The sequence below is a fragment of the Pseudomonas sp. GCEP-101 genome (assembly GCF_025133575.1).
GTDB lineage: Bacteria > Pseudomonadota > Gammaproteobacteria > Pseudomonadales > Pseudomonadaceae > Pseudomonas > Pseudomonas nitroreducens_B.
The window spans coordinates 5,571,346-5,596,398 of sequence record NZ_CP104011.1; the positions used below are offsets into that span (position 1 = coordinate 5,571,346).

General features: G+C 66.4%; 20 protein-coding genes and 1 pseudogene. 9 read left to right on the forward strand and 12 right to left on the reverse strand.

The window, feature by feature from the left end:
- Positions 1-11: 11 nt before the first annotated feature.
- The 3 genes and pseudogenes from N0B71_RS25105 (at position 12) to N0B71_RS25115 (ending at position 3,875) form a co-directional block, all read left to right on the forward strand.
- The gene (locus tag N0B71_RS25105; protein WP_259755636.1) at positions 12-1,448 is read left to right on the forward strand and encodes an MFS transporter; all 1,437 of its coding nucleotides are present in this window, start codon (positions 12-14) and stop codon (positions 1,446-1,448) included.
- A 16-nt stretch (positions 1,449-1,464) separates the two neighbouring features.
- A pseudogene (locus N0B71_RS25110) lies at positions 1,465-1,563 on the forward strand (SDR family oxidoreductase); the annotation flags it as partial.
- Positions 1,564-1,748: 185 nt separating this feature from the next.
- Positions 1,749-3,875: a NosR/NirI family protein gene (locus tag N0B71_RS25115; RefSeq protein WP_259755637.1), complete on the forward strand. Its 2,127-nt coding sequence runs from the start codon at positions 1,749-1,751 to the stop codon at positions 3,873-3,875.
- A 98-nt stretch (positions 3,876-3,973) separates the two neighbouring features.
- On the opposite strand, the gene N0B71_RS25120 is transcribed toward N0B71_RS25115, so the two are convergent.
- The 9 genes from N0B71_RS25120 to N0B71_RS25160 all read right to left on the reverse strand — a co-directional run bounded on the left by N0B71_RS25120 (position 3,974) and on the right by N0B71_RS25160 (position 15,620).
- Entirely contained in the window at positions 3,974-6,484 is a 2,511-nt protein-coding gene (locus N0B71_RS25120; RefSeq protein WP_259755639.1) for a fused MFS/spermidine synthase, read from the reverse strand.
- A 124-nt stretch (positions 6,485-6,608) separates the two neighbouring features.
- Positions 6,609-8,183 (reverse strand): arylsulfatase, encoded by a 1,575-nt coding sequence (locus tag N0B71_RS25125; RefSeq protein ID WP_259755640.1) that lies wholly within the window; start codon positions 8,181-8,183, stop codon positions 6,609-6,611.
- Positions 8,184-8,293: 110 nt separating this feature from the next.
- Complete coding sequence (locus tag N0B71_RS25130; RefSeq protein ID WP_259755641.1) at positions 8,294-9,292, reverse strand: HAD family hydrolase; 999 nt, start codon at positions 9,290-9,292, stop codon at positions 8,294-8,296.
- Between the two features lie 14 nt (positions 9,293-9,306).
- Positions 9,307-10,629, reverse strand: a complete 1,323-nt coding sequence (locus N0B71_RS25135) for a hypothetical protein (RefSeq protein WP_259755642.1) — start codon at positions 10,627-10,629, stop codon at positions 9,307-9,309.
- Positions 10,626-12,200: a VWA domain-containing protein gene (locus N0B71_RS25140; RefSeq protein WP_259755643.1), complete on the reverse strand. Its 1,575-nt coding sequence runs from the start codon at positions 12,198-12,200 to the stop codon at positions 10,626-10,628. The genes N0B71_RS25135 and N0B71_RS25140 overlap by 4 nt, the downstream gene beginning before the upstream one ends.
- Positions 12,197-13,207, reverse strand: a complete 1,011-nt coding sequence (locus N0B71_RS25145; RefSeq protein ID WP_259755644.1) for a VWA domain-containing protein — start codon at positions 13,205-13,207, stop codon at positions 12,197-12,199. Before N0B71_RS25145 ends, N0B71_RS25140 begins: the two co-directional genes overlap by 4 nt.
- A complete protein-coding gene (locus tag N0B71_RS25150; RefSeq protein WP_259755645.1) occupies positions 13,194-13,691 on the reverse strand; it encodes a DUF4381 domain-containing protein in 498 nt (165 codons plus the stop codon). Before N0B71_RS25150 ends, N0B71_RS25145 begins: the two co-directional genes overlap by 14 nt.
- The gene (locus tag N0B71_RS25155) at positions 13,688-14,629 is read right to left on the reverse strand and encodes a DUF58 domain-containing protein (RefSeq protein ID WP_259755647.1); all 942 of its coding nucleotides are present in this window, start codon (positions 14,627-14,629) and stop codon (positions 13,688-13,690) included. The genes N0B71_RS25150 and N0B71_RS25155 overlap by 4 nt, the downstream gene beginning before the upstream one ends.
- Before the next feature lie 10 nt (positions 14,630-14,639).
- On the reverse strand, positions 14,640-15,620 hold the full coding sequence (locus tag N0B71_RS25160; protein ID WP_259755648.1) for an AAA family ATPase: 981 nt from the start codon (positions 15,618-15,620) through the stop codon (positions 14,640-14,642).
- A gap of 308 nt (positions 15,621-15,928) precedes the next feature.
- On the opposite strand from N0B71_RS25160, the gene N0B71_RS25165 reads away from it, so the two are divergent.
- The 3 genes from N0B71_RS25165 (at position 15,929) to N0B71_RS25175 (ending at position 19,036) form a co-directional block, all read left to right on the forward strand.
- On the forward strand, positions 15,929-17,230 hold the full coding sequence (locus N0B71_RS25165; RefSeq protein ID WP_259755650.1) for an OmpP1/FadL family transporter: 1,302 nt from the start codon (positions 15,929-15,931) through the stop codon (positions 17,228-17,230).
- 61 nt (positions 17,231-17,291) lie between these two features.
- Positions 17,292-17,963, forward strand: coding sequence for a DUF3313 domain-containing protein (locus N0B71_RS25170; RefSeq protein ID WP_259755652.1), 672 nt, complete (start codon positions 17,292-17,294; stop codon positions 17,961-17,963).
- A 56-nt stretch (positions 17,964-18,019) separates the two neighbouring features.
- On the forward strand, positions 18,020-19,036 hold the full coding sequence (locus tag N0B71_RS25175; protein ID WP_259755654.1) for an AraC family transcriptional regulator: 1,017 nt from the start codon (positions 18,020-18,022) through the stop codon (positions 19,034-19,036).
- A gap of 4 nt (positions 19,037-19,040) precedes the next feature.
- Here N0B71_RS25175 and N0B71_RS25180 read toward each other — a convergent pair whose 3' ends face one another.
- Positions 19,041-21,317, reverse strand: a complete 2,277-nt coding sequence (locus N0B71_RS25180) for a tetratricopeptide repeat protein (RefSeq protein ID WP_259759676.1) — start codon at positions 21,315-21,317, stop codon at positions 19,041-19,043.
- Between the two features lie 269 nt (positions 21,318-21,586).
- A complete protein-coding gene (locus N0B71_RS25185) occupies positions 21,587-22,411 on the reverse strand; it encodes an AraC family transcriptional regulator (RefSeq protein WP_259755656.1) in 825 nt (274 codons plus the stop codon).
- Between the two features lie 129 nt (positions 22,412-22,540).
- Between N0B71_RS25185 and N0B71_RS25190 the strand changes: the two genes are divergently transcribed.
- The gene (locus tag N0B71_RS25190) at positions 22,541-23,059 is read left to right on the forward strand and encodes a carboxymuconolactone decarboxylase family protein (RefSeq protein WP_259755657.1); all 519 of its coding nucleotides are present in this window, start codon (positions 22,541-22,543) and stop codon (positions 23,057-23,059) included.
- A gap of 13 nt (positions 23,060-23,072) precedes the next feature.
- Positions 23,073-23,327: a glutaredoxin 3 gene (grxC, locus tag N0B71_RS25195; RefSeq protein ID WP_259755659.1), complete on the forward strand. Its 255-nt coding sequence runs from the start codon at positions 23,073-23,075 to the stop codon at positions 23,325-23,327.
- Between the two features lie 163 nt (positions 23,328-23,490).
- On the opposite strand, the gene N0B71_RS25200 is transcribed toward grxC, so the two are convergent.
- Positions 23,491-24,405 carry a LysR family transcriptional regulator gene (locus tag N0B71_RS25200; protein WP_259755661.1) on the reverse strand — a complete coding sequence of 305 codons (915 nt, stop codon included), beginning with the start codon at positions 24,403-24,405 and terminating at the stop codon, positions 23,491-23,493.
- A gap of 106 nt (positions 24,406-24,511) precedes the next feature.
- On the opposite strand from N0B71_RS25200, the gene N0B71_RS25205 reads away from it, so the two are divergent.
- Positions 24,512-25,048 (forward strand): ester cyclase, encoded by a 537-nt coding sequence (locus tag N0B71_RS25205; RefSeq protein ID WP_259755662.1) that lies wholly within the window; start codon positions 24,512-24,514, stop codon positions 25,046-25,048.
- Positions 25,049-25,053: the final 5 nt, after the last annotated feature.

Consider the following 25,053-nt stretch of genomic DNA (forward strand, 5'->3'; position numbering starts at 1 on the left):
GAGGTGTTGCCATGACCCTTTCCATCGCCGCCACAGCCACTGCCCCGTCGTCGCGACGCTGGCTGGCTTTTGCCGTCCTGCTGGCCGGTGCGTTCCTGCCGCCGCTGGATTTCTTCATCGTCAATGTCGCCCTGCCGTCCATGGCCCAGGGGCTGCAGGCGACGCCGGCGCAGATCGAGTGGGTGATCTCCGGCTATGCGGCCACCTATGCGGTGTTTCTGATTACGGGTGGGCGCCTGGGCGACCTGTTCGGCCGGCGGCGGGTGTTTCTGGCGGGCATGGCAGGCTTCGGGATGGCGTCGCTGATCTGTGGGCTGGCGGCCTCGCCAGCGGTGCTGATCGTGGGGCGGGTGCTGCAGGGGCTGAGCGCCGCCGCCATGGCGCCGCAGGGGTTGGCATCCATCCATGCCCTGTTTCCCGAGCAGGAGCGCTCACGGGCGCTGGCGGTCTATGGAGCGGCACTGGGCTTTGCCGCCGTGCTCGCCCAGGTCCTGGGCGGCGTGCTGATTGCGGCCGACCTGTTCGGGCTGCAGTGGCGGGCGATCTTTCTGATCAATCTTCCCATCGTGGCCGCCGTTTTCCTCGTTGGCATGCCCTTCTTGCCGGACACCCGCAGCGCGACGCCGGCGTCGCTGGATCGCCTCGGCGTACTGCTCTGCGCCCTGACGCTGGGGTTGCTGGTGGTGCCGCTGGTACAGGGCCGCGAACTGGGCTGGCCGTGGTGGCTGTGCCTGATGCTGCTGGGCGCGCCCCTGGTCGCCGTGGGCTTCTGGCGTCATGAAGCGGCCCTTGAGCGGCGCGGCGGCACACCGCTGCTCAGCCCTCGGCTGGCGCGGTCGCCGCGCGTGCTGGCGGGCCTGCTCAGCGCGCTGTTTTTCTACGTGGTATCGGCGTTCTTCCTGACCTTTTCGGTGTACCTGCAAGGTGCTCTGGGCGCGACACCGGTGGCCACCGGCCTGATGTTCGTGCCCTTTGGCGTGGGCTTTCTGATCGGCCCGCTGACCACTCCCCTGGCCATCCGCTGTGTCGGCCGCTGGGTGCCGGCGCTGGGAATGCTGCTGGAGGTGCTGGGCTGCCTGGTCCTGAGCGCAGCGGTGGGCGGCGCCTCGGCGGGTGAGCGCCCTGCGCTGGTGCCGCTGGTCCTGGGCGTCGGCCTGCTGGGGTTTGGCCAGGGCTGGGCGTTGCCCACCCTGATCCGCAGCGTGATCGACCGCGCCCCAGCCGGTAGCTCCGGCATGGTTTCCGGCCTGGTCAACTCGGCTTTGCAGATCAGCGCCGCCCTTGGTGTGGCGTTGCTCGGCGGCCTGTTCTATGCCGTCGCCGCGCCGGCCCTCAACCCGGCCTCGCTCGCCCACGGCTTTATCGCCGCGCTGCTGGGCATCGCCCTGAGCCTTGGCCTGGCCGCACTGCTGGTGCTCTACGCATCGGCGCCCGACCGGGCCGTGTGATCGGCATCGGCCACGCAGGCTGGGGCAACCGCAGCAGGTGGCGCCGGCAGTGGCCTTCCTGCTGGATGAGCGCAGTGCCTTCATCACCGGGCAGACGCTCTATGTGGATGGAGGCCCCCCTCGGCAGGCACCTGTTCTAGGCCAGTTTTGCTCGCGTGGTGGCGAGCAAAACTGGCCGACTGTTGGTGGCCCACGCCTCGCTCGAAAGTAGCAGTCCGACCACGACTATCGACCCTTGGTCAGCGTCTCGGCTTGGTGTCAGGATCGATCGATCCGGAACGACAAACCGAGACATGACGAATGTTCAAGTCACTCAGGACGTCATTGCTGGCGCTGGTGTGGATAGTGCTGGTCTCCGGCCTCGCCGGGGCCAGCGACATCGAAGGTGCGGAGCAGGACCTCCCGGCGCTGATCCAGTCGATCTTCCCGGAAGCGACCGACATCATGCCGCAGCTCGAACATCCCCGCGTGTGGCCCGTGTACCAGGTCACGGAGCTGGTGGGTTATGCCTTCCTGTCCGGCGACTACGTGCAGCTGCCCGGCTTCTCCGGTGCCCCGTTCCAGTTGCTGGTGGGTATCGATCGTGAGGGTCGGTTCCGCGGCGTGCAGGTGCTCGAACAACATGAACCGATCTTCCTGCACGGGCTGGGAACCGGGCCGATGCACGAATTCACCCGCCAGTACCTGGGGCTGGACCTGCGCCACTCGATCAAACTCACCAGCGCCGCCGTGCACGACAAGCATAGCGGCAGCAACGTCTATATCGATGGCATCAGCAAGGCCACGGTGTCGGCGGTGGTGCTGAACGAGACGGTCATCCAATCGGCCCTGCAGGTGGCACAGGAGACCGGCATCATCGCCAGACGCAAACCGCCGGCGCGGGTGCGCGAGGATCTGCTCGAAACGACGGACTGGCAGCAACTGCTCGAACAGCACTGGGTGGGGTCGGTGCAAATCCCGGAAGCAAGCGTGGAGGCGGCCTTCAAGGGCAATGCCGGCGACACCCCGATCCCGCACCGATACGAGGCCGGGGCGTATTTCGCCAACCTGCAGTTCGCCTACCTGAATGTGCCGACCATCGGCCGCTATCTGCTTGGCGATCGGCTCGACCAGCGCCTGATGGAGAACCTTGAGCCGGGCGATCAGGTGATCGCGGTGATGAACCAGGGCCCCTACTCCGTGCTGGGCGATGACTTCACCCGCGGCACGCCTTCGGACCGACTCGCGCTGGATCAGGGCGGTGTGCAGATCGAGCTGCGCGACATGGACTTCTTCAACGCCCTGGAGCAGGACGAGCTCGACTCGCTGCCGCATGCCGGCATGCCCCGCTTCAACGAGTTCGTGCTGTTCCGCGTGAAGGCCGGCGCCGGCCTCGACCCGGCGTCGGGCTGGACCCTGTCGCTGGTGGTGGCCCGCCCGCAAGGGTATCTGCGACCCGACGAGATTCGTCGCTTCGGCCAGGAGTACCGGCTGCCCGCGCGCCTGTTCAGCATCGAGGCGAGCCATGACGAGCCCAAGGCGCCCCTGTGGCTGCAGATATGGCAGGAGAATCTCGGCCGCATCGCGGTGTTGCTGCTGGGCCTGGCGCTGCTGACGACCATCATCCTGGCGCACCGCCGGGTGACGCAGAACGCCCGCCGCTTCCGGCTGATCCGCTGGGGGTACCTGCTCTACACACTGATCTTCATTGGCTACATCACCCAGGGGCAGTTATCGATCACCAACGTCTTCGCCATCCTGCAGGTGATGGCGGGCGACGTCAGCGCATCGGTGCTGCTGCTCGACCCGGTGATCTGCATCCTCTGGTGCTACGTGCTGCTCACGCTGGTGCTCTGGGGGCGCGGCTACTTCTGTGGTTGGCTCTGCCCGTTCGGCGTACTGCAGGAACTGTCGGCAGAACTGGCGCGCGTGTTGAAGATCCGCCAGCGGCGCATTCCGTTCCGCCTGCACCGCAGGCTCCAGGGCCTCAAATACCTGATCCTGGCCGGGCTGGTCGCGACCAGTTTCTGGTCGATCAGTGGGGCCGAGCGCGCCGCCGAGGTGGAGCCCTTCAAGACCGCGATCACCCTCGGCTTCGTGCGGGACTGGCCGTTCGTGCTCTATGCGTCGGCGCTTCTGCTCGCCGGGCTGTTCGTGCACAAGTTCTTCTGCCGCTACCTGTGCCCGCTGGGTGCCTGCTTCGCGGTGCTGGGCCACTTTCACCTGCTGCGCTGGCTGCCGCGTCGCGCCGAGTGCGGCAGTCCCTGCCAGCTCTGCACGCGCCGCTGCGGCATCGGCGCGATCGAGCCGGACGGACGCATCAACTACCGCGAGTGCATCCAGTGTTACGAATGCGAAGTGATCTACCGGGACGACCAGCAGTGCGTGCCCCTGATCAATGCGCGCAAGGGCAGAAGGCGCGCCGCGGTCGTGATTGCCAGTCAGTGAGGCAATGACGCCGCTCGCGCTATGGGCAGGCGACAGAACGGCCGCTCCGGGGCGGCAGCTGCCTCTCACAGGGGGCAGAATCAGCCATTTGCGGACGCTCAAGGCGCGCCCAGGAACCAGCGGTAATAGGGATTGTCACCGTCATCCAGCGCCACCTGCCGGGCATCGCGGGCCCAGGCCTGGCGGTCGCCGCGGTAGGCATGCAGGCTGAGGTCGTAGAAGCGCCGCAGACGCAGCCAGTAGTCGTTGACCGAGGCCTGGACCGACGGCAGCGCGTTCTCCAGCGGAGGCGCCGTGCGAAGGGCAAGCAGGGTTGGCAGCACGCGGGCGATTTCCCTTTGGCGGACCCAGGGCGCGTACTCGATGCGCGGGTGATCGTCGGTCACCGGCAGCGCATCGCCTGCGTAACGTTCCAGCCCCGCCCGGTCGGTGACCCAGGTGGCCAGCAGCGCTTCGACTGAGTCGACCCCGACCTCCCCCAACGCAGCCGCGACCTGCGGTTGTTCGAAGCGCTGGCGGATGGTCGTCACATCCAGGCGCAGCGGCTGTAGCGAGCCCACCAGCAGCATCTCGTGAAATTCCGTGGTCCACAGCGTGGCGTAGGGGAAGACGTCGATGAAGCTTCGCACCAGCGAACGGCTTTCCTCATCGTTCTGCGTCGGCAATGGCAGCCACTGGGCGACCACGCCGCCCTCCTCCAGCCGCGAGGCGGCGAGCTGGTAGAAATCACGGGAGTACAGGTTGACCACCCCGGCGGCCGAAGGCGGCGGCGGTTCCAGGGTGATCATGTCGTAGCGCTCGGCGCTGCGCAGCAGTTCGCGGCGGCCATCGCGCAGGCGGATGTCCAGGCGCGGATCGTGGATGGCGTCGAAGTTGCCCTTGAAGCTCGGCGCGGCGGCCAGCACTTCGGGCAGCAACTCGGCCACCACCGGGTGTTGCAGGGCGTTGTAGCGCAGCATGGAGCCGGCGGTGATCCCTGTGCCGAAGCCGATCACCAGCGCGGAGCGCGGCTCGCCGTTATGGATCAGCAACGGCAGCAGCGCCTGCAGGCGCATGTAGCGCAGCGAGGGCATCGCGTCGCCGGTATTGGAGACGCCCTGGATATACAGGCGGTTGAAGCGATTGTCGCCCCTGCCCTGCTCGATGACCGCCACCGTGCCGCCCCGGCCTTCGGCATAGAAGCCGATCCGCCCGTTGCGCGCGCCCGGCATCAGCTCGGCCAGGTGCTGCGGCGGCGTCAGAGCGCCGATGGCCACGGCGAGCACCGCCACGGCGGCGACGCCGATGCGCAGCTTCCGACTCACCCCCTCGCCGCGCCAGACGGCCAGCAGGCCGATGACCGCGGCCAGCGTGCCGAGCACGGCCAGCGTACGCACCAGCCCCAGGCCGGGGATAAGCACGAAGCCGGTGAGCATGACCCCGACAATGCCGCCCAGGGTGTTGAGCGCCACCACGACGCCGACGTCGCGGCCAACGTGGTCGTGGTCCACCGACAGGCGCAGGGCGATGGGGAACGCTGCGCCCAGCAGGGTCGTCGGCAGGAACACCACGCACAGCGCCGCGACCGCGAAGCGTGCGCACATGCCCGCCAGGTCACTGCCGCCAGCCTGCAGGACCAGCCATTCGGCGCGGGTCTGCAGGCCGATCAACCAGTCGCCCAAACCGGCGATCTGCGCGATGGCGAGGAGCCCGGCGGCGGCGATGAGCAGGCCGAACAGCCCCCAGGGATCGCGGATGCGGTCGGCGCGCCGGGCGTACAGGGCGCTCCCCAGCACCAGGCCGCAGAGATAGGTGGCGAGGACCACGGCGAAGGCGAAGGTGCGGGTGCTCATGAACTGGACGATGGACTGCGTCCAGACCACCTCGTACCCCAGTGCCACGCCACCGGCAAGGCAATACAACGCGATGGCCAGGCGTGCCGCACGGCTGCGCGGGCTGGCTGTAGGTGCGTCGTGGACGATGGACCGTGCCGCCTGTTGGCGGATCAGCAGCGCCCCGGCGGCGGCGAAGAGGTTGAACACAGCCGCGGCGCAGGCGCTGCCCAGCACGCCCAACCAGGGCAACAACACGAAGGCAACCAGCAGCGTGCCGGCGATGGCGCCCGCCGTGTTGGCCGCATACAGGCCCCCACCGGCGCGACCCATCTGTCCTTCGGCGGGCTCCAGCGCGCGCACCAGCACCGGCAGCGTGCCGCCCATGAAGAACGCCGGCACGCCAACCAGCCCGAATGGAAGCACCCAGGCCAGGGCGCCGAACGCTTCTTCCAGGAACGCGAAGGCGCTGGCGACATGGGCCAGCGCAACGGTAGCGGCGACGCCCAGCAGCGCCACCAGGAACTCAAGGCCGGCATACAGCCGCAGTGGCCGCCCCAGGCGGTCCGCAAGTCGGCCGAAGGCCAGGCCGCCCAAGGCCAGCCCGGCGAAGAAGGCACTGATGGCGGTGGTGACGGCGTACACCTCCACTCCCACCACCAGGGACAGTTGCTTGACCCACAACACCTGAAACACCAGCGCCGACCCGCCCGAGGCGAACAACAGCAGTGCCGGCACCCTGGCGGCCAGCCGGGACTGCGAACGCGACTGGGTCGGGGTGGCGCGACGGGAGTTCATCGGGGACGAGCTGACCGCTGGAGGCATCGAATCAACCTTGTGTGACAGTGAAGCCCCCGCGACAGCCAGGCCATCGCGGGGGAGAAGTCGGGCGCCCCGATCCGGGCGCCCTGGTTATCGCTCACTACTTGGCGCCCTGCTTCATCTTCGCTTCGATCTTCGCATCCACGTCCTTGCGGATCTGGTCGATGCTGAAGCTGGCCGGGCGTTGGCTCGGCGGATAATCGACGAAGGTCTGCAGGAAGGCCGCGGCCTTGCGCGTACCCTGGAAGAGCAGGTAGTCGTTCTTGGTCAGCCAGTCGTAGTACTGGTCGGAGACGACGTCCGCCCGCTCGTAGGGGTCCATGCGCAGGTTGAACAGCTTGGGTACGCGCAGGCAGGTGAAGGGCTCGCTCCAGACCTGCAAGCCGCCAGGGGCGCGCTGCTCGCACCAGACGATCTTCCAGTCGTCGAAGCGCATCCCCACCAACTCGGCCTCATCGTTGAAGTAGTAGAACTCGCGGCGTGCACTCTTGTCGGTCTTGCCAGTCAGATAGTCCAGCTGGTTGTACCCGTCGAGGTGCACCTTGAAGTTCTTACCGCCGATATCCGCCCCCTTGAGCAGGCGCTCCTTGATATCGGTGTCGCCAATGGCGGCCAGCAAGGTGGGGAACCAGTCCAGCCCGGAGAACATCTGGGTGGAGACGGAGCCTGGCTTCACATGGTTCGGCCAGCGAATCATCGCCGGCACCCGGTAGGCGCCCTCCCAGTTGGAGTTCTTCTCGTTGCGGAACGGCGTAGTCGCCGCATCCGGCCAGGACCACTGGTTCGGCCCGTTGTCGGTGGTGTAGATGACGATGGTGTTGTCGGCGATCTTCAGGTCATCCACCGCCTTGAGCAGCTTGCCGACGTCGCCGTCGTGCTCGAGCATGCCATCGGCATAGTCGTTGCCGGCCATGCCGCTCTGGCCCTTCATCGAATCACGCACATGGGTGAAGGCGTGCATGCGCGTGGTGTTCATCCAGACGAAGAAGGGTTTGTCGGCCTTGACCTGCTTGTCCATGAAGTTGATCGCGGCCTGGGTGGTGTCGTCGTCGATGGTCTCCATGCGCTTGCTGGTCAGGGCGCCGGTGTCCTCGATCTTGCCGTCGGCGGTGGAATGGATCACCCCGCGCGGCGAGGCGGCCTTGATGAAGGCTTCGTCATCCTTGGGCCAGTACGGGCGCTCCGGCTCCTCCTCGGCATTGAGGTGATACAGGTTGCCGAAGAACTCGTCGAAGCCGTGCTTGGTCGGCAGGTACTCGTCGCGGTCACCCAAGTGGTTCTTGCCGAACTGCCCGGTGGCGTAACCGTGAGCCTTGAGTGCCTGGGCGATGGTCACGTCACGGTCCTGCAGGCCCACCGGTACGCCCGGCATGCCCACCTTCGAGAGACCGGTGCGCAGGATCGACTGCCCGGTGATGAAGGTCGAGCGGCCGGCGGTGCAGCTGTTCTCCGCGTAGTAGTCGGTGAACATCATGCCCTCCTTGGCGATGCGGTCGATGTTCGGCGTCTGGTAGCCGACCACGCCGAACGCGTAGGCACTGATGTTGGTCTGACCGATATCGTCGCCGAATATCACCAGGATGTTCGGCTTGTCCGCCGCAGTGGCGACCGAGCACCCCACTATCGCCGTCGCCGCGAGGGCGAACTGCGATATCCATCTTCCCGTGCGCTTCATTGGTGTTTCTCCATTCCAGTTACTGGTCGTATGCCACGACTACGTTCACTGGAGATGCCGACTGCCTGGCTGGAAATCCCCGTGTCCCTGCGGTGTTGCTTGTTGGTGTCTTACTGGTCGAACGGATAGATCCGCTTCCACTCCCTTGCCATGTCCACTACCACCCAGTCCTTGTTCTTCGCCATGTCGAGCGCCTTGTCCAGGCGCCCGACCTTGCTCTCCCGGTCGTAGGCCCACTCGCGCTTGTCGTCGGTGTGGTGCACCAGCCCGGCGAAGCGCAGGCCCTTGCCGGCAGCGGTCCACTGCAGCATCTGCAGGTCGCCGTCGGAGTTGCCGAACGCCAGGATGGGCCGGCGGCCGATGATGCTGTCGATGCTCTCCGGCTTGCCGGGGCCGTCGTCGTTGTGCACCAGCTTGGAAAGACGCTGGATGGAAAGCTGACCGTCGCGATCCTCGAAGCGACTGCCCAGGGTGGTGCCGATCACCTGCTCGGGCGGAATGCCATAGACCTCTTCGGCGAAGGCGCGCATGAACGCCACTTCTCCGCCGGAGACGATGTACGTCTTGAAGCCGTTGGCGCGCAGGTAGCCCAGCAGCTCCAGCATCGGCTGGAACACCATCTCGGTGTACGGCTTGTGGCTGCGTGGATGCCTGGCGCTGGCCAGCCAGCGGCGCGCATTGGCGATGAACTCGTCGGTGCTCACACCTGAATGGGTGGCGGCGACTATCGTCAGAATGCCCCGCATGCCACTGTCGGCCAGGGCCTTGTGATCGTCTTCGAGCACCGCCTTGAACGGTTGCTTCTGCTTCCATTCCGGATGCTGCGGCGCCTGCCGCTTCACCTCGTCAAGGGCAAACAGCACCTGGAAATACATCGGTTGCTCGCTCCACAGCGTGCCGTCGTTGTCGAACACGGCGATGCGCTCGGCCGGCGGCACGAAGTCCTTGCCGCCCTCCTCGGTCACCGCCTTCACGAAGGCGATGATCGCCTCGCGCGAGGCTCCGTTGTTCCACGACGGCAGTTCGTCCGCAGCCTGTGCCAAGAGCGGTATGCCCACGAGCAACAGGAGCATCCAGCGGACTATCGGTTGAGCGAGGTTCGAATGCATGTCACATCCCTGGATCACGGATTCAGCGGTTTGAGGGCATGGGCAGGCACGCTGGCCGGCTTGCTCTGGTCCATTTCCCGGCGAAGGTGCGGCAATGCCCGTATCACGGGTTTTACCCCCCCGACCGGCTGCCCGGCCGAGCGCTCGTAGCGCGCCCTGAGAAACGCTAGCAAAGGTTTGCCGGATTTGACGGAACGCTCAAAAATTGCCGTACTCATTTCACGACAACCGGTTGTCCGACGAAGCCAGATATACAGCGCGCCCAGCTGTGGTGAGTCGTCCTTGAGCTGGCCACGGACCTGGCGCCAGGCGTAAGCCGGCGATGCGCGCCAAGCCTGGCGACGACGCCTGGCAGCGCTCACGATAACGGCGCGCACTGCTCCGCCCCAGGCACGCACGGCATAGGCGAGTGCCGCCAGCAGCACCAGCGCGGCGGCCAGCGCCAGCCAGTGACTGGCGATGCGCACCTGCGCCTTGCGCCCGAGCTCGCGCAGATCGTCGCTGATTGAAAATGGCGCGTCATAAACCGCCGCCTGGGTGGCGGACAGAGTGAGGCTCGGGATCGACACCGTTTGCTGCGTGCCGCTGTCAGCCGCCCACCAGTGCACCTCGATGGCGGGAAGCTGGAAGTCGCCGGGCCGGCTGATCACGTAGGTCACCGCATCCATGCGTTCGCCGCCCAACACGCCGCCACGGCCGTCGCTCAGCGGCTGCACGGTGGGCGATTGCACATAGCGCCGCAGTCCCTCGACGTCGGCAAATACCGGCGCGGGGATCAGCATGGCCTGGGCGTCCTCGGCGCGGATATGCACTGTGCGCGTCACGCTATCCCCCACGCGCAGCGGATCGTGCGAGGCCGTGAGCTTTTGGCTGACGTTGACCCTGCTCGCCACCAGCCGTTGTGCCGCGTCCGCAGCGACGCCGGCGGGCTGGCTGGCGGTGAAATGCAGCGGCTGGCTGTGCACCTGCACCGGACCACTGCCCTGCCCCGGCAGCACCCGGATATCCAGCGGTGGGATGTCGAAGCCGCGTGCCGACTGTGGAGTGATCTGGTAGTAGAAGCGCAGGCCGAAGAAGGTCTTGCCGTCGACCTTCTCGGTGAGGTGCGTGGCCTCGCTGGCCGGCTCGGAGACCACCGCGCCGGACAGCTTGAGCGGCGGCAACTGCGGCGGCTGGCTGAACCAGGTGTCCACCAGCAGATCGACCTGGAGATGGAGCGTACCGCCGACCATCACGCTGTCGCTGGGCAACAACCGGGTACGGACCTTCACCTCGGGCTCGTCAGCCAGCCCGAACAACGGCAGGCAGAGCAACAGCAACATCAGGGCGCGTCTCATGAGCCGGCTCCTGCTGCGGCATCCTGCAGACTGAACTTGCGGCGCAGGAACTGCGCCGGCGAGGTGCTCAGGTTGTCCAGCCACTGCTCGTCCGACTCGGCCTGGGCGTCGTTGCGCGGCACATCCTTGCCCTTGCCTGCGGTGTTGTCGAAGACTTCCTGGTCGGGCTTCTCATCGGGCGGGCCGGCCTCTTGCTGGTCCTCGCGATCTTTCTGCAAGGCCAGCGCCAATGCCAGGTTTGCCGTGGCCTGCGGGAACTCCGGCTGCCGCGCCAGCGCCTGGCGATAGGCGCCGATGGCCTGGTCGAACTTCGACAGGCGCACATAGGTATTGCCCAGATAGAAGTACGCCTGCGCCGAATCCAGCCGGGCGAAGCTGGCCAGGGCCAAGGGGTAATCCGCTGCATGGTAGGCAGCCACGCCCTTCCAGAACGGATCACGGAACTGCGCGGCTGCCTGCGCGTAGTGCCCGTGCTCGAACGCCCAGCGCCCCTGCTGATCGGCAGTGAAGAAGGCATCGGCCAGCGCCCCGGCGCGCGCCGGCTGCGGCGCACTAACGAGGCTGGCGGCGAGCAGCAGCGCGCCCAGCCAGTGGACCTTCCAGCCCTTTCGCAGGCTCAGCAGGGCGAGCAGCAGCAAGGGCCAGCACAACCAGTAGCCGGCGTCCTGCCAGTGCAGTTGCTGTTCATCGCCCTGGGCGGCCTCGAAATGCTGCTGGGCATGCAGCTCGATCCAGTCCAGATCGTCATCGCTCAAGGTCAGGCTGCCCAGTGGCGCGTCCGCAGCGTCCGCCAGTCCCTTCAGGCTTTCGGCATCGAAGGTGGCTAGCAAGGGGCGCCCCGCCGCATCCTGCTGGCCACCGGCAAGCAGCCCGCCATCCTGGCTGCCGACCGCCAAGACCAGTACCTGCAGATCGCTGCCGCGCAGGGCCTTGTCGATCGCGTCGAATTGGTCCTTGTCGGCGCCATCGGTCAGTAGCACCAGGGTGCCCGGCGACTGCTCGGCATCCAGCAGTCGCTTGGCGATCCCGATAGCGCCCAGCGCATCCTTGCCGCTGCGCTGGATAAGCCCCGGCGCCAGTGCCTGAAGGAAGCTGTCGAGCAGCGCTGCGTCCTCGGTCGCGGGCAGCACCAGGTGCGCGCTGCCGGCGTAGGCGATCAGTGCAGTGGGGCTGCCCGCCCGGCGGGCAATGAGGTCGTGCAGCCTGTGCTTGGCCGCCTCGATGCGTGAAGGCGGTACATCGCTGGCGGCCATCGAAGGCGAGAGGTCCAGCGCCAGGATCAGCGGCGCGCGGTTCTCCAGGAAGGCCGGGCGATCCTGCTTCCAGGTCGGCCCGGCAGCGGCCACGCCCCCCATCACCAGGATGGCGCCCAGCAGTTGCGCTGGGCGCACGCGGTGCTGGTCGACCGGGGTGATCACCAGGTGCTGCAGCAGGTGGGGGGCGATAATCCCGTCCAGGCGCCGCGCCAGGTCGTGACGGCGGCGCCACAGCCACGGCAGCAAAAGGCCCGGCAGCAGAAGCAGCAGCCACCCCGGGCGGAGGAAATGGAAGGCGCTGAGATCGATGTTCATCGGCCCTCCGCCTCCTGGCCGCCCTGCGCCGCGCCGGGCACCGCCAGCCGGCCGGCGATGGCCGCCAGACCATGCGCCACCAGCAACAACGCAAGCGCAGCGCCCAGCGGTAGCCAGAACAGGTCGCGCTTGGGCTGGTGGCTGAGGGTTTTCACCTGGTGCGCGGTGATCCTGTCCAGCGTCGCGTAGACCTCCCGCAGCGCCTCGCGGTCACCCGCCCGGAAGAAGCGCCCGCCAGTGGTCCGAGCAATATCGCGCAGGGTCTGCAGGTCCACTTTCGATTCGCCACTGGCCTCAGGGTCGCCGATGCCGATGGTGTGCACCACCACGCCCCGCTCGCGGGCCATGACCGCCGCATGACTCGGCGTGATGGCGCTGCCGGTGTCGTTGCCGTCGGTGAGCAGGATCAGCACCTTTTGCTGTTCCGGCGTGCTCTCCACCAGCTTGAGGGTCAGGCCGATGGCGTCGCCCAGCGCGGTATTGGGCCCGGCCATGCCGATGCCCACCTCGTCCAGCAACATCAACAGGCTGGCGTGATCCAGGGTCGGCGGCGACTGGGCGAAGGCGCCGGTGCCGAAGACGATCAGGCCGATACGGTCATCCTTGCGTTGGCCGATGAAGTCGCGCACCACCCCCTTGACGATGCTCAGGCGGTCCACCCGGTTGCCGGCGGCATCGCGGTAGTCGCTGGTCTCCATGGACTGCGAGATGTCGATGGCCAGCATCAGGTCGCGGATCGGCTGCACGCGCTGGATGGGTTTCTCCACCAGCATCGGGCGCGCGCAAGCCATCAGCAGCAATGCCCACACCAGTAGATTCAGCGGCAGCTGCCAGCGACCGCCCGCGCCACCACCGCGGGTAGGCTCCTGGCCCACCGCGTGGCTCATGGCGGCGAAGAACGGCACCCGCAGCGCACTACGCGACTCGCGGTAGGCCGGCAGGTAGCGCCAGGCCAGCCAGGGCAAGGGCAGCAGGAGCAGCACCCAGGGGTACTCAAGCTGCCACACGGTGCACCTCGATCCATCGCCGGCAGGCCGACAGCAGGTCGTGCACTTCCTGCTCGTCCATGCTCGCCACCCTGGCGTCAGGCGCGTACGCCAGCAGCGTCAGCTGCCGCCCCAGATCAGCCGGCAGCGCTGCCGGGCTGCGCGCCTGGAGAAAAGCCTGCCAGTCGGCGCCGCTCAGGGGCGCAGCCGCCGCGCCATCGGGCATCGACAGGGCCACACGCTTGACCACAACCGGCACCTGGCGCAGCGCGGCCAATCGATGGGCAGGGTCCCGTGCGCCGACGCCCAGTTCATCGAGCAGGGCCAGTGCTTCGCGCCGGTAGCGATCACGTTGCCATTTCCGGTAACGCCAGAATCCCCATGCCGCCAAGAGCAGCAGCAGGACGATTGCGAGCCACACCCAGGCCCAGGTCTGCGGCCAATAGCTGACCGACGAAGGCGGCGGCGGCAGCTCCTGGAGTTGATCGATGCTCGGCACGCTCATCGCGCCAGCCGTCCCAGCTCGCCACGCAACTGCTCCAGGCTGTCGCGCCCGCTGCTGAAAATCATCAGCGGCACCTGGCTGCGACGCAGCAGGGTCGCCACGTCCTTAAGCCGCCCGGAAAGAAACTCGCCCAATGGCCGGTGGACCTGGCGCCGGCCGACTTCCAACTCCACCTGCAGCTCGCCCTGGGTAACGGTCACCCGTCCCTTGTCGGGCAGCTTCAGGGCAATGGGATCGAAGACCTGCAGGGCCAGCACGTCGTTGTGCGCGCTCAGCTGCCGCAGCAGTTGCAGCGTCTGTTCGGTCACACCGGCAAAGTCGCTGATGATCACCACCAGGCTGTCGTGGCCGGCCACGCCCAGGCACTGGCGCAACACACGGTCGAGTTGCCCGGGCGAGCCTTCGTCGCTGCGCGTGGCATGCAGCGAGCGGTTGCGCCGGATTACGGCCGCACACAGCGCCTCCACCCGCGCCCGACTGCGCAGGGGGCGGACGTACTCGATGTCGTGGTCGCCGAACACCAGGCCGCCGACCCGGTCGCCGGCCTGCAGCGCCATCCAGCCGCCGAGGGCAGCCAGTTCCGCGGCGAGCACCGACTTGAAGCTGAGCCGGGAGCCGAAGTACATGCTCATGCGCTGGTCCACCAGCAGCAGGGTCGGCCGGTCGCGCTCCTCGGTGTAGCTGCGCACGAAGGGCTTGCCGTAGCGCAGCGAGGCACGCCAGTCGAGGTGCCGCAGGTCGTCGCCGGGGTTGTACTGGCGCAGCTCGTCGAAGCTCAGCCCACGTCCGCGCAGACGCGCCGCATGGCTGCCGGAGAGCACGCTGGACAACGGTTGCCGCGACAGAAAGCTCAGGCCGCGCACGCGATGCTCCAGCAGCATCAGCTGCTGCAGGGACGCATAGACATGCCCATCGGCTACCGGCTGCGCATCGGTCATGGGCATCTCCTCAGGCCGGGATCGCCACTGTGTCGAGCAGCCGGTCAATCACCTGATCGGCCCCGACGCCATCGGCAACGGCGTCATAGGACAGCAGCAGGCGATGGCGCAGGACGGGGTGCACGACGGCGCGCACGTCGTCGGGCGTTACGTAGTCGTTGCCGGCCATCCAGGCGTGGGCGCGGGACACTCGGTCCAGGCTGATGCCGCCACGCGGGCTGGCACCGACCTTCAGCCAGCGGGCGAGGTCCGCGTCGTAATCGGCGGGACGGCGCGTGGCGTGGATCAGGTCGATGAGGTAGCGGTCGATGGCCTCGGACACATGCACGTCGCCCACCTCCTGGCGCGCGGCGAACACGGCGTCCTGCGCGAGCGGCGTGATGGCCTCGCGCGCCCCGCCGGACTGCTGGCTGCGCTCCTCGGCGCGCACCAGTTGCAGTACGCGGGATTCGTCCTCGACCCGTGGGTAGTCGATCAGCAGCTTCATCAGGAAGCGGTCCATCTGCGCCTCGGGCAGCGGATAGGTGCCTTCCTGCTCGATGGGGTTCTGCGTCGCCAGCACCATGAACAGCCCCGGCATGCGGTGGGTCTGCCCGGCCACGGTGATCTGGCGTTCCTCCATGGCTTCGAGCAACGCCGCCTGCACCTTGGCCGGTGCGCGGTTGATCTCGTCGGCGAGGATGACGTTGCCGAACAGCGGCCCCGGCTGGAATTTGAGCTGGTTGCCCTGCTCGGTCTGCTGGAGGATTTCGGCGCCGGTGATGTCCGATGGCAACAGGTCGGGCGTGAACTGCACGCGGCTCATGCGCGCATCCAGATGCGTTGCCAGCGCCTTCACGGTGCGGGTCTTGGCAAGGCCGGGGAGACTTTCCAGGAGGACGTGACCATTGGCCAGGAGCCCCAGCAAAATATGCCGGACGGTCTCCCGCTGGCCCAGAACCTGCGCCGACACGGCAGCTTCCAGACCTGAAATCTGTTCTCGGATGGACACGGCTTGTTCCTTGTTCCGTCGTTTCGGTTTCCCTGCCGTAGGCGTGCTGGATCTACCCCGCACACTGCCGTGCCACGGCCTGCGAGGTAACTGTAGCTTCTGTGAAACGCCGCGCCATGATGGCACTTGTCGTGAAATGAACAGGACGACAGCGAGAACGACAGCACCGCGGTTGCACAACGGCAGGCAGCATCTAGGCTGGTCTACGTCACCGCGCAAGCCTCGGGGAGTTCAGCGGTGCCGGGGGACAGCGCCATGGTGGAACGCGATTTCACGCGAGCGCCCACACGCTTTGGCAGAGGAAGCCCATGCACAGGAAGCCTGCATCACGCTATTGCCCCCTCGCGACAGCCCTCACGTTATCTGCTCTTGCGCTGGCAGGAGCCGAGGCTCGCGCCGCCGACCTGCTGATCTATGAAGCCGGCCAGGAAGGCAACGGGCTGGCCAACGCCGGCGCCGCGGCCCTGGCGCGGGACCCGAGCGTGTTGATGAGCAATCCCGCCGGCATCACCGAGCTCAAGGGCACCCAGGTGAATCTCAATGGCCAGGTGATCTTCGGCCACTATCAATTCTCCCGCGATGCAGACAACCAGTTCAGCGGCAACGAAGGCGGCAATGCACTGGAATACCTGCCTGGCGCCAGCTTCTTCATCAGCCACCAAATCGATGAGCGCAGCGCCATCGGCTTTGGCACCTACGGCAATTTCGGCTTGGCCGTGGACTATGACGATGACTGGGCTGGCCGCTATTTCACCCAGGAGTCCACGCTGATCGGCGTCTCCTTCCAGCCGACCCTCGCGCACAAGTTCACCGACGACCTGTCCATCGGCATCGGCCCGCGCATCGTCTATGGCTACTACCGCACCGAGGTGGCCGTGAACAACAGCGTGCTGGGTCTGGTGGATCGCCCGGATGGCCAACTGCGCTACAAGGACACCGACGTGGCCGCCGGCTTCAACATCGGCCTGCTTTACCACCTCACTGCCCAGACACGCCTGGGGCTTGCGTATACCAGCAAGGTGAAGTTCGAATTCGAGGATCGCCCGCAGCTCAAGAACATCACCAATCCCCTGCTCAACGCGGCCCTGCGTCGTACCAGCGTCGATCAGTTGGAGCTGGACATGAATATCCCGCAGACCGTGCTGTTCAGCGTGGCCCACGAGCTGGACGCGCAATGGACGCTGCTGGGGAGCCTGGGCTGGCAGGACTGGAGCGACTTCGGGAAGATCGGCGTCGAAGTGGACACCGACAACGCCGGAACCAGTACCACGGTGGACCGCCAGTACAAGGACTCCTGGCACGCCTCGGTGGGCGCGCAATACCAGTCCACCCCTCGACTGCGCTGGAGCATGGGCGTGGGCTACGACAGCGCCATGGTCGACGACAGCGATCGCACCGTGGACAACCCCGCCGGGGCCATCTGGCGCCTGGCCACGGGTGTCAACTACGACCTGGGTGACGGCATGGACGTACATGCCGCCTACACGCTCATGTGGCTGGGCGACCTGGATGTCGAACAGACCAAGTCACGATCCGGAAACACCTTGTCAGGTACCTACAAGGATGCCGCGCTGCACGTACTGGGTGCGGGCGTCACCTGGCGCTTCTAGCGCCGGAGCAGAAATTCCATAAGCCAACCTACCCGCCGTCTCGAACACAAGGAGCAACTCCATGCAGTTGAAGTCGTTAGCGGTCTCGCTGTGCCTGGCATCCCTGATGCTGTCTGGCTGTGCAAGCAAGTACGTGGAGCCTGAACAGTACTCGGGCTTCCTCAAGGACTACAGCGTGCTCAAGGAAGAAAAGTCGCCCTCGGGAGCCGCGGTGATGCGCTGGATCAAACCGGGCATCGACGTCAGCCAGTTCACCAGCGTGTACGTCGAACCGAGCCAGTTGTACCCGCAGCCGCAGCCCACCCAGAAGATTCCCCAGAGCACCCTGGACGGCATCACGAAATACTATGACCAGGCGCTGCAAACCCAGTTTGCCAAGGCATTGCCCCTGGCCAGCGGCCCCGGCCCGGGCGTGCTGATCGTGCGCCCGGCGATCACCGCCGTCAGCGCCTCGACCAAAGGCCTGCAACCCTATGAAGTAATCCCCATCGCGCTGATCGCCGCCGGCGTCAGCACCGCCACGGGGATTCGCGACCAGGACACCAGCATCGCCACCGAGGCCGCGTTCCTCAGCGGGAGCGACGGCAGCGTGGTCGCCGAAGTGGTGCGCAAGGGGGCCGGCACCGAACTGGAGAATTCCTCCCAGGTCATGTCCGCCAATGACGCCAAGGCGGTGCTCGATGGCTGGGCGCGGGACATGCTCAAGTCCTTCGAGCAGCTCAAGCACAAGTAACGGACAGGGCGCCGTAACGGGCGCCCGTTTCGCACCACCCTGCTGCGGGGACAGCCATGGACAGCATCCGCGGAACCGCCTTCCTGCAGTTCGGCGAACTGCTCGCCGAGCGAGGCGCGTCACTGCGCGACCATCTTTCCCCGCACCGGGTCAGCCTGGATGTGGTCGGCGACTACGAGAAAACCCTTTCCTACAAGAGCCTGGTGCAGATCTTCGAAGGCAGCGCAGATGCCTTGCAGATGCCCGCGCTTGGCCTGGAACTGGCCACCCGGCAAGGCTCGACCTTGCTGGGCCCGCTCCAGCACCTTGCCCGCACGGCTGCAACCGTCGGCGAAGCCCTGGTCGCGGTATTGCGCTACATGGGGCTCTATAGCCCATCGATTCACTACCGACTGGAACAGCGCAACGGGCGCGCGCTGCTGTACTTCGACAACGCCCTGCCCTGCAGCACGCAGATACCGCAGATCGTCGAAAAGTCCGTGCTGCATGGCCGTCTGATGATTGCAGAACTGCTCGGCGCGTCGTTCAGCCCGCAGGCGGTCCTGTTCCGGCATCAGCCGCTGGGGGATCTGGCAGCCTACCAGCGCTACTTCAACTGCCCGGTGAGCTTCGCCCAGGATCACAACGCCCTGGTATTGCGCCCCTCGGACCTCAAACAACCCTGCAACCAGGCCGATGCCACCCTGCATGAAATCGTCAGGTTTTACCTGGATGCCCACTGCACGCCGGGGGACAATCTCTTCCTTCAGCTACAGCGCCATATCCAGGCGCTACTGCCCAAGAGTCGCTGTTCGCTCGAGGCAGTGGCGCACCTGTTGGGCATGAACTCCCGAACGCTGCAACGACGCCTGGCCAGCAGCGGAGTGGACTTCGAGGATCGCGTCGATGGCATCCGCCGGCAGCAGGCAGCCCAGCTACTGCGCGAAACCGGCTTGACCGTTGCGCAGATTTCCGCGGAGCTGGGGTATCGGCGGACGACGTCCTTCTGCCGCGCCCACCATCGCTGGTTCGGCATGACGCCCATCGAGCATCGCCTGCAATCGCAGCCTCGGTTCAAATCCGCGCCCCGCTGAACCCTCATTGCGCCGGGTTACCCCACTGCCGGTTGATCGGTACGAGACGCGGGTCGTTCGGCGCAACCTGTTGCAAACGCCGCACATAGCCCCTGGCCTGCTCCAGCTGGCCAGCCGAGGTATGCAGGTAGATCAGCGCATAGAGCAGGTCCGGGTCATCGGGCGAGCTTTCCAGTCCCTTGGTCAATGCGCTCGCCGCCTCGTCCGGTCGCCGCAACTGCGCCAGCAACAGGCCCTGGTTGTAGCGAACGCGGGCGTTGCCCGGCAGCTCGTCGGCCGCCGTGGACATCCATTTAACGCCCTCCTCCGGGTTGCCGTGCTCCACCAGCAACAGCGCAAGCATGTAGGCGAGATTGCCGTGGTCACTGGCTGGCAACCCTTCCAGGGAGAGCCCCTCACGCAGTAGCTGCTCCGCCTTGCTGCTCTGCTCGGAGCCGCTGTAGAGCGTCACCAGGTTGACCCGCGCCGGGATGAAATGCGCGTCCAGGCGCAAGGCCTGTTGGTATTGCTCGATGGCCTGCGCACTCTCCCCGCGACGCTGCAGGAAGACCGCGAGGTTCAGCCGCCCGCCGGGCAGGTCGGCATTCCCGCGCAGACGCTTCTCGTAGTCCGCCAGTTGACTGGAAAACGCCGCGCGACGCTCGGCGGGGATGGATTCGATCGGCACGTCGGCCAACGCCTTGACGGCCTCATCGCGGACAGCCAGCGCGCTGTCGTCCAGCTGGGGAAGCAGCAGCCTGACACGGGCATCAGGCGGCAGGCGGGCGAAGCCGGGAATCGCGTAGGCACGAACCAGCGCGCTGTCATCGTTGAGCGCCCAGCGCAGGGTCGTCAGCCCGGGCTGACCCAGTTCGGCCAGGCGCTGCGCTGCCGTCGCCCGCACAATAGGCGCGCTGCCGATATCGGCGATCACCGCGCCCAGCAGGCTCACCGAAGCGGGATCACCCATGCGTGCAGCATGGAAAGACTCGCCATAGTGCTTCGGTCGCTTCGGCGAGGCAAACCAGCCGTCGATAGCCTTGGCCGCCCAGGCCGGCTTCTGGTCGCGGTGGCAGGCCGTGCAGGCATCGGGAGCCCCCGTCTGCTCGGCCAGGTCAGGACGCGGCAGACGAAAATCATGATCGCGACGCGGGTCGACCACCATGTACGTCTTGCTGGCCATGTGGCAGTTGACGCACTGGGCCCCAGGCGATCCCGCCGGGTGATGATGGTGTTCAGGGCTGTCGTAACTCTTCGCCTGCAGACTGGGGAAACGCGCCACCGGCGGGTTGGCGTTGTGGCACTGCATACACAGGCCATTACCTTCGATGCGTACCTTGCCGGTGTGCGGATTGTGGCAATCCGTGCAGGCCACTCCGGCCGCGTACATCTTGCTCTGGCTGAAGGAGCCGAACTCGTAGACTTCTCCATCGATCTGCCCGTCCGCGTGGTACAACCCTGAGCGCAAGGTCGCCGGCAACGACGCATCCAACTGCGGGTGCCCTGGCTGCTGGCCCACGCCAAGCGTCTGCCGGCGGCTATGGCAGAAGGCGCATTGGCCCACCAGCTCCTTGCTACCCAGGGACTTGAAATCGAACGGCAGGCCGATGTCCTTCGCCGAGGCATAGGTCTTGATTGGGCTCTTGTTCTGCTTCGCCCAGTCGACATGCGCCTGGGCGGGGCCGTGGCAGCCCTGGCAACCGACCGTCTTCTCCTGCCAGGTGGTGGCGAAGGCATCGGTCTTGTCGTCGTAGTGCTTCATCAGGCGGGTCGAGTGGCAATCGGCGCACATGGCGTTCCAGTTCTGGAAGCGGCCGGTCCAGTGCAATGCATCATCCGGCGCGAAGCGTTGCCCGGGATAGAGCGAGAACCAGCGCTGCCCACCGGCTTCTTTCGGCCGGCTGTCCCAGGCAATGGTCAGCGCCTGCAGATGACCATTGGGGAATGCCACGAGGTACTGCTGCAGCGGGTAATGGCCAAAGGTGTACTGGATCGGGAAGTCACCGGGTTTGCCGTCGCGTCCTTCGGTACGGACGTAGTAACGCCCTCCCTTCTCATAAAACCGGGCGCTGACGCCGGCCTCCTCGAAACTCTGGTTGGCGAAGTTGCCCAGGACATTGCCCGCCGTCGCGTCGCGCATCGCCCATGCGTGATCGGACGCCTGCCACTGCTCGGACTGCTCCTTGTGACAGCCCATGCAACTGGCTGCATCGGCGTATCCCTCACGATCCTTGGCCAGCCCGGGCTTGGCTCCTGACGTGGCGGCCACCGAGGAACTACAGCCCAATAACAGCAACAGCATCAGCACGTAGCGCAGCAGCACGCGGTTTCCTTACTCATCGGCCATGAGGGCTATGCGGTTTGACGATTTCGCGCTGTTTGGCATTGCAGCCCAGCGACTTCGTTGATTGCGACCTAAGCGTAGTTACAGCCCGCGGGGTCTGCATGACTTTCGCCGTTCGCACCGACGCACCGACGCACAACAGCCCAGCGTGCCCAGCCTGGCCGACGACTAGCAGATCACCTGGCTCCCGGTCTGCGTGCCGCAACGAGCACGCTGTCGACGGGGCCTTATCCCGCATTCTGCTGCAGCCATTGCTTGGGACTTGCGCCGACCTTGCGGCGGAAGGTGCGGGCCAGCGCAGACGGGCTTTCATATCCGACCTCGTCGGCAATCAGGGCGATGGGGCGGCCTTCGCGCAGACGCTTCTGCGTCAGGCTGATGCGCCAGTTCGCCAGGTAGTCCGCCGGCGTGACGCCCACGGTCTGGCGAAAATGCGCGGCAAAGCTCGCCCGCGACATGCCCGAACGATCCGCCAGTTCCGCCACGGACCAATTGCGCTGCGGTTCGTTGTGCATCCCCACGAGCGCGCGGGACAGCTGAGCGTTGGCCAACCCTGCCATCATCCCGGAGGCGATGCTGCGGCTGGCGAGCAGGTGGCGCAGCAGTTGGATCACCATCAGCTCGAACAGGCGATTGAGGACGACGTCCCGCCCGCACTCGTCACCGAAGGCTTCCTTGAACAGCCAGTCGAGGGTGCCATCCAGGCCATTCAGTTCACGCAGCGGCTTGATGATGAAATCCGGCAACGCCAGGGTCAGCGGATTGTTGGCGCCGCCGTCGAATTGCAGCGTGGCGCACACCAGCTCGGCGGCATCGGCCTCGCTCGCCACCAGTTGATGTTCCTGCGGGCGCACGGCCAGGATCAGGCTGGGCTCCGTCAGCTCGGTGAGCTGGCCGCGCTTGTCCTTGACGCTCAGGCGTCCCGAGCGCAGCAGATGCGCGTGGCCGACGCTGTGTTGCCCCTGGAGGCTGGCGGTGCCGCAGAACCCGCCCTGGTGGAACGTGGAAGCGTGCAGGTTGAAGTGTTTGAGCAGTGTCGACAGTCGGTCCATGGCGCGCTCAGGTTTAGACGATCTGTTGCATAACTTCGACGATCTGAAGCCGAAAGGAAAGCCTGCCTCCCTAGTATGAACTCCACACCTGATCGACAAACCCGTTGGTCAACCTACTGGAGAATCACCATGACTCGCATTGCCGCTCTCTCGCTGGACCAAGCCCCCGCTGCCTCACGCGCGGCCCTCGAAGGCGTCCGGAAAGGCCTCGGCTTCATCCCCAACGCATTCGGGACGCTGGCCCACTCCCCGGCCGCACTCAACGGCTACCTGGGCCTTGCCCAGGCCCTGGGTAAAAGCTCGCTGAGCGCCGCCGAGCGTGAAGTGGTTGCCCTCGCCACGTCGCAAATCAATGGCTGCGACTACTGCCTGGCCGCACACAGCTACTTCGGCGCCAAGGCGGGCCTGAGCGACGAGGCCATCAGCCAGGCCCGTCAGGGCACACTCAGTGCGGTCGCCGCATTGGCGCGCCAGATCACCGAAAGCCGCGGCCAGTTGCGCGACGAGCAGATCGCAGCGGCGCGCGAAGCCGGCCTGAGCGACAGCAAGATCGTGGAGGTGGTGGCCCAGGTCACGTTGTTGACCCTGACCAACTACCTGAACAACGTCGCCACGACCGACATCGACTTTCCTCCGTCGGCCCACTGAAGAGGACACCACCATGAACCCGGTGACGATCTACACCACCCAACACTGCCCCTACTGCGTGAATGCCAAGCGCCTGCTCGCGAGCAAAGGGGTCACGCCCGTCGAAATCGATGTCGAGGCGTCGCCCCGGCATCTGGCGGACATGCTGCAGCGATCCCGGCGCAGGACGGTCCCGCAGATTTTTGTGGGCGATGTGCACGTCGGCGGTTTCGATGACCTGGCCAGTCTCGATCATCAGGGCAGGCTCGATGTGTTGCTTCACGCCTGACGCGCAAGCGTGCTCCGGAACCTGCCCTATCCGGAGCACGATTCACCGTCATCCGCTGCCAGTGAACTGAGCCCCCGCCATTCAAGCGGCGCCTAAGCAAGTGTCGGGGGCCCTTCAACGTGGATGGCGGATGCGGTCGGCTCGATGGGCGACCGTGGTCAGGTCAGCTGCTCTGTGCGTCCCAGCGCCAGGCGCTGACCAGTCGCTCACGCAGATACCCGACGAACTCCCTGACCCGCGGCGCCAGGTGCGCGGCATGGGGATAGACCGCGTGCAGCGGCGCCTCGCGGGCGCGGTAGTCGGGCAGGATGCGACAAAGCTCGCCCGACGCCAACGCATCGCCCACGTCCCATATCGACTTCAGGGCGATGCCCATGCCGTCCAGCGCCCAGGCCTGCACCACGCCGCCGTCGTTGCTGACCAGCGAACCGCGCACCTTCACCGAAACCCCTTCGCCATCCGGCCCGCTGAATCGCCATTCGCCGCCCGCTTGGCCGCTGTTGAGCAGGCACCGGTGGCTGGCCAGTTCGGCCGGATGGCGCGGCTCGCCGTGTTCGTGCAAGTAGCGCGGGGCGGCGCAGAGCACCCGGTAGTTGTCGGCCAGTGGCCGGGCGATCAGCGACGAGTCAGGCAGGCTGCCCACGCGAATGGCGAGGTCGAGGCCCTCGTGCAACAGGTTCGCCACCGAGTCGCTGAGCTCCAGTTGCACCTCAAGCTGCGGATGCAGGCGCTGGAAATCCGCGGCGATCGGCGCAATCCAGCGCCGTCCGAAGTCCACCGGCGCACCCAGGCGTAACAACCCGCCGACTACCCGCCGGCGTTGGCCGAGCGTTGCCTCGGCGCTTTCCAGCTCGGCGAGGATGCGCACCACGCTGGCATGGAACAGCACGCCTTCGTCGGTCAGCGTCTGCCGCCGGGTGGTGCGTTGCAGCAAGCGCACGTCGAGGCTGGCCTCCAGTTGCGCGAGGCGCTTGCTCACCACGGCGAGCGACAGATCGAGCTCGCGGGCAGCCGCGCTGAGGCTGCCAGTGCGAACGATGCTGTCGAAGGCGACCAAGGCGGGGAGGTTATCCAGCATGATGATTATTCGCTTTTCAGAAAGAATGCATCGACCCAGATAGCCTATTTCCAATGATCCTGGCAACAGAGAATGGCCGCGTCCCAACCACCCTTGAGAAGCCGCCATGAAAATCCCCTGTCTCGCCGTCGCCAGCCTCGCCCTGCTTTGCGGACCTGTCCTGCACGCGCAGGCTGAAACCGCTCTCGTCGAGCCCGCCCAGATCATCGCCGACACGTCGCTGCCGGCCGCCCAGCGCGACGCGCAGGTGTTGGCAGCGCGGCGCTACGCCACGTTCTGGAGTACCTCGGAGCCTGCCCTGGCGCGCGCCGCGCTGGCCCGGAACTTCACCGACCGCACCCTGCCGGCGGGGCGCCAGCAAGGTCTCGATGGTCCGCTGCAGGCTTCCCAGGTCATGCGCACGGCAATTCCCGATCTTGATTGCCGCATCGAGCAGTTGCTCGTCGCCGGCGATCGCGTGGTCGTGCACCTGCGCTTCCGTGGCCATTTCAGCGGCAGGTTCGAGCAGCTCCAGGGCCACGGCCAGGCGGTGGACTTCATCGCCACCGACATCTACCGCGTGGTCGATGGCCGCATCGCCGACAACTGGCACCTCGAAGACAACCTGACCCTGCTGCGCCAGCTTGGCGCCATCAAGGGCTGAGGAGA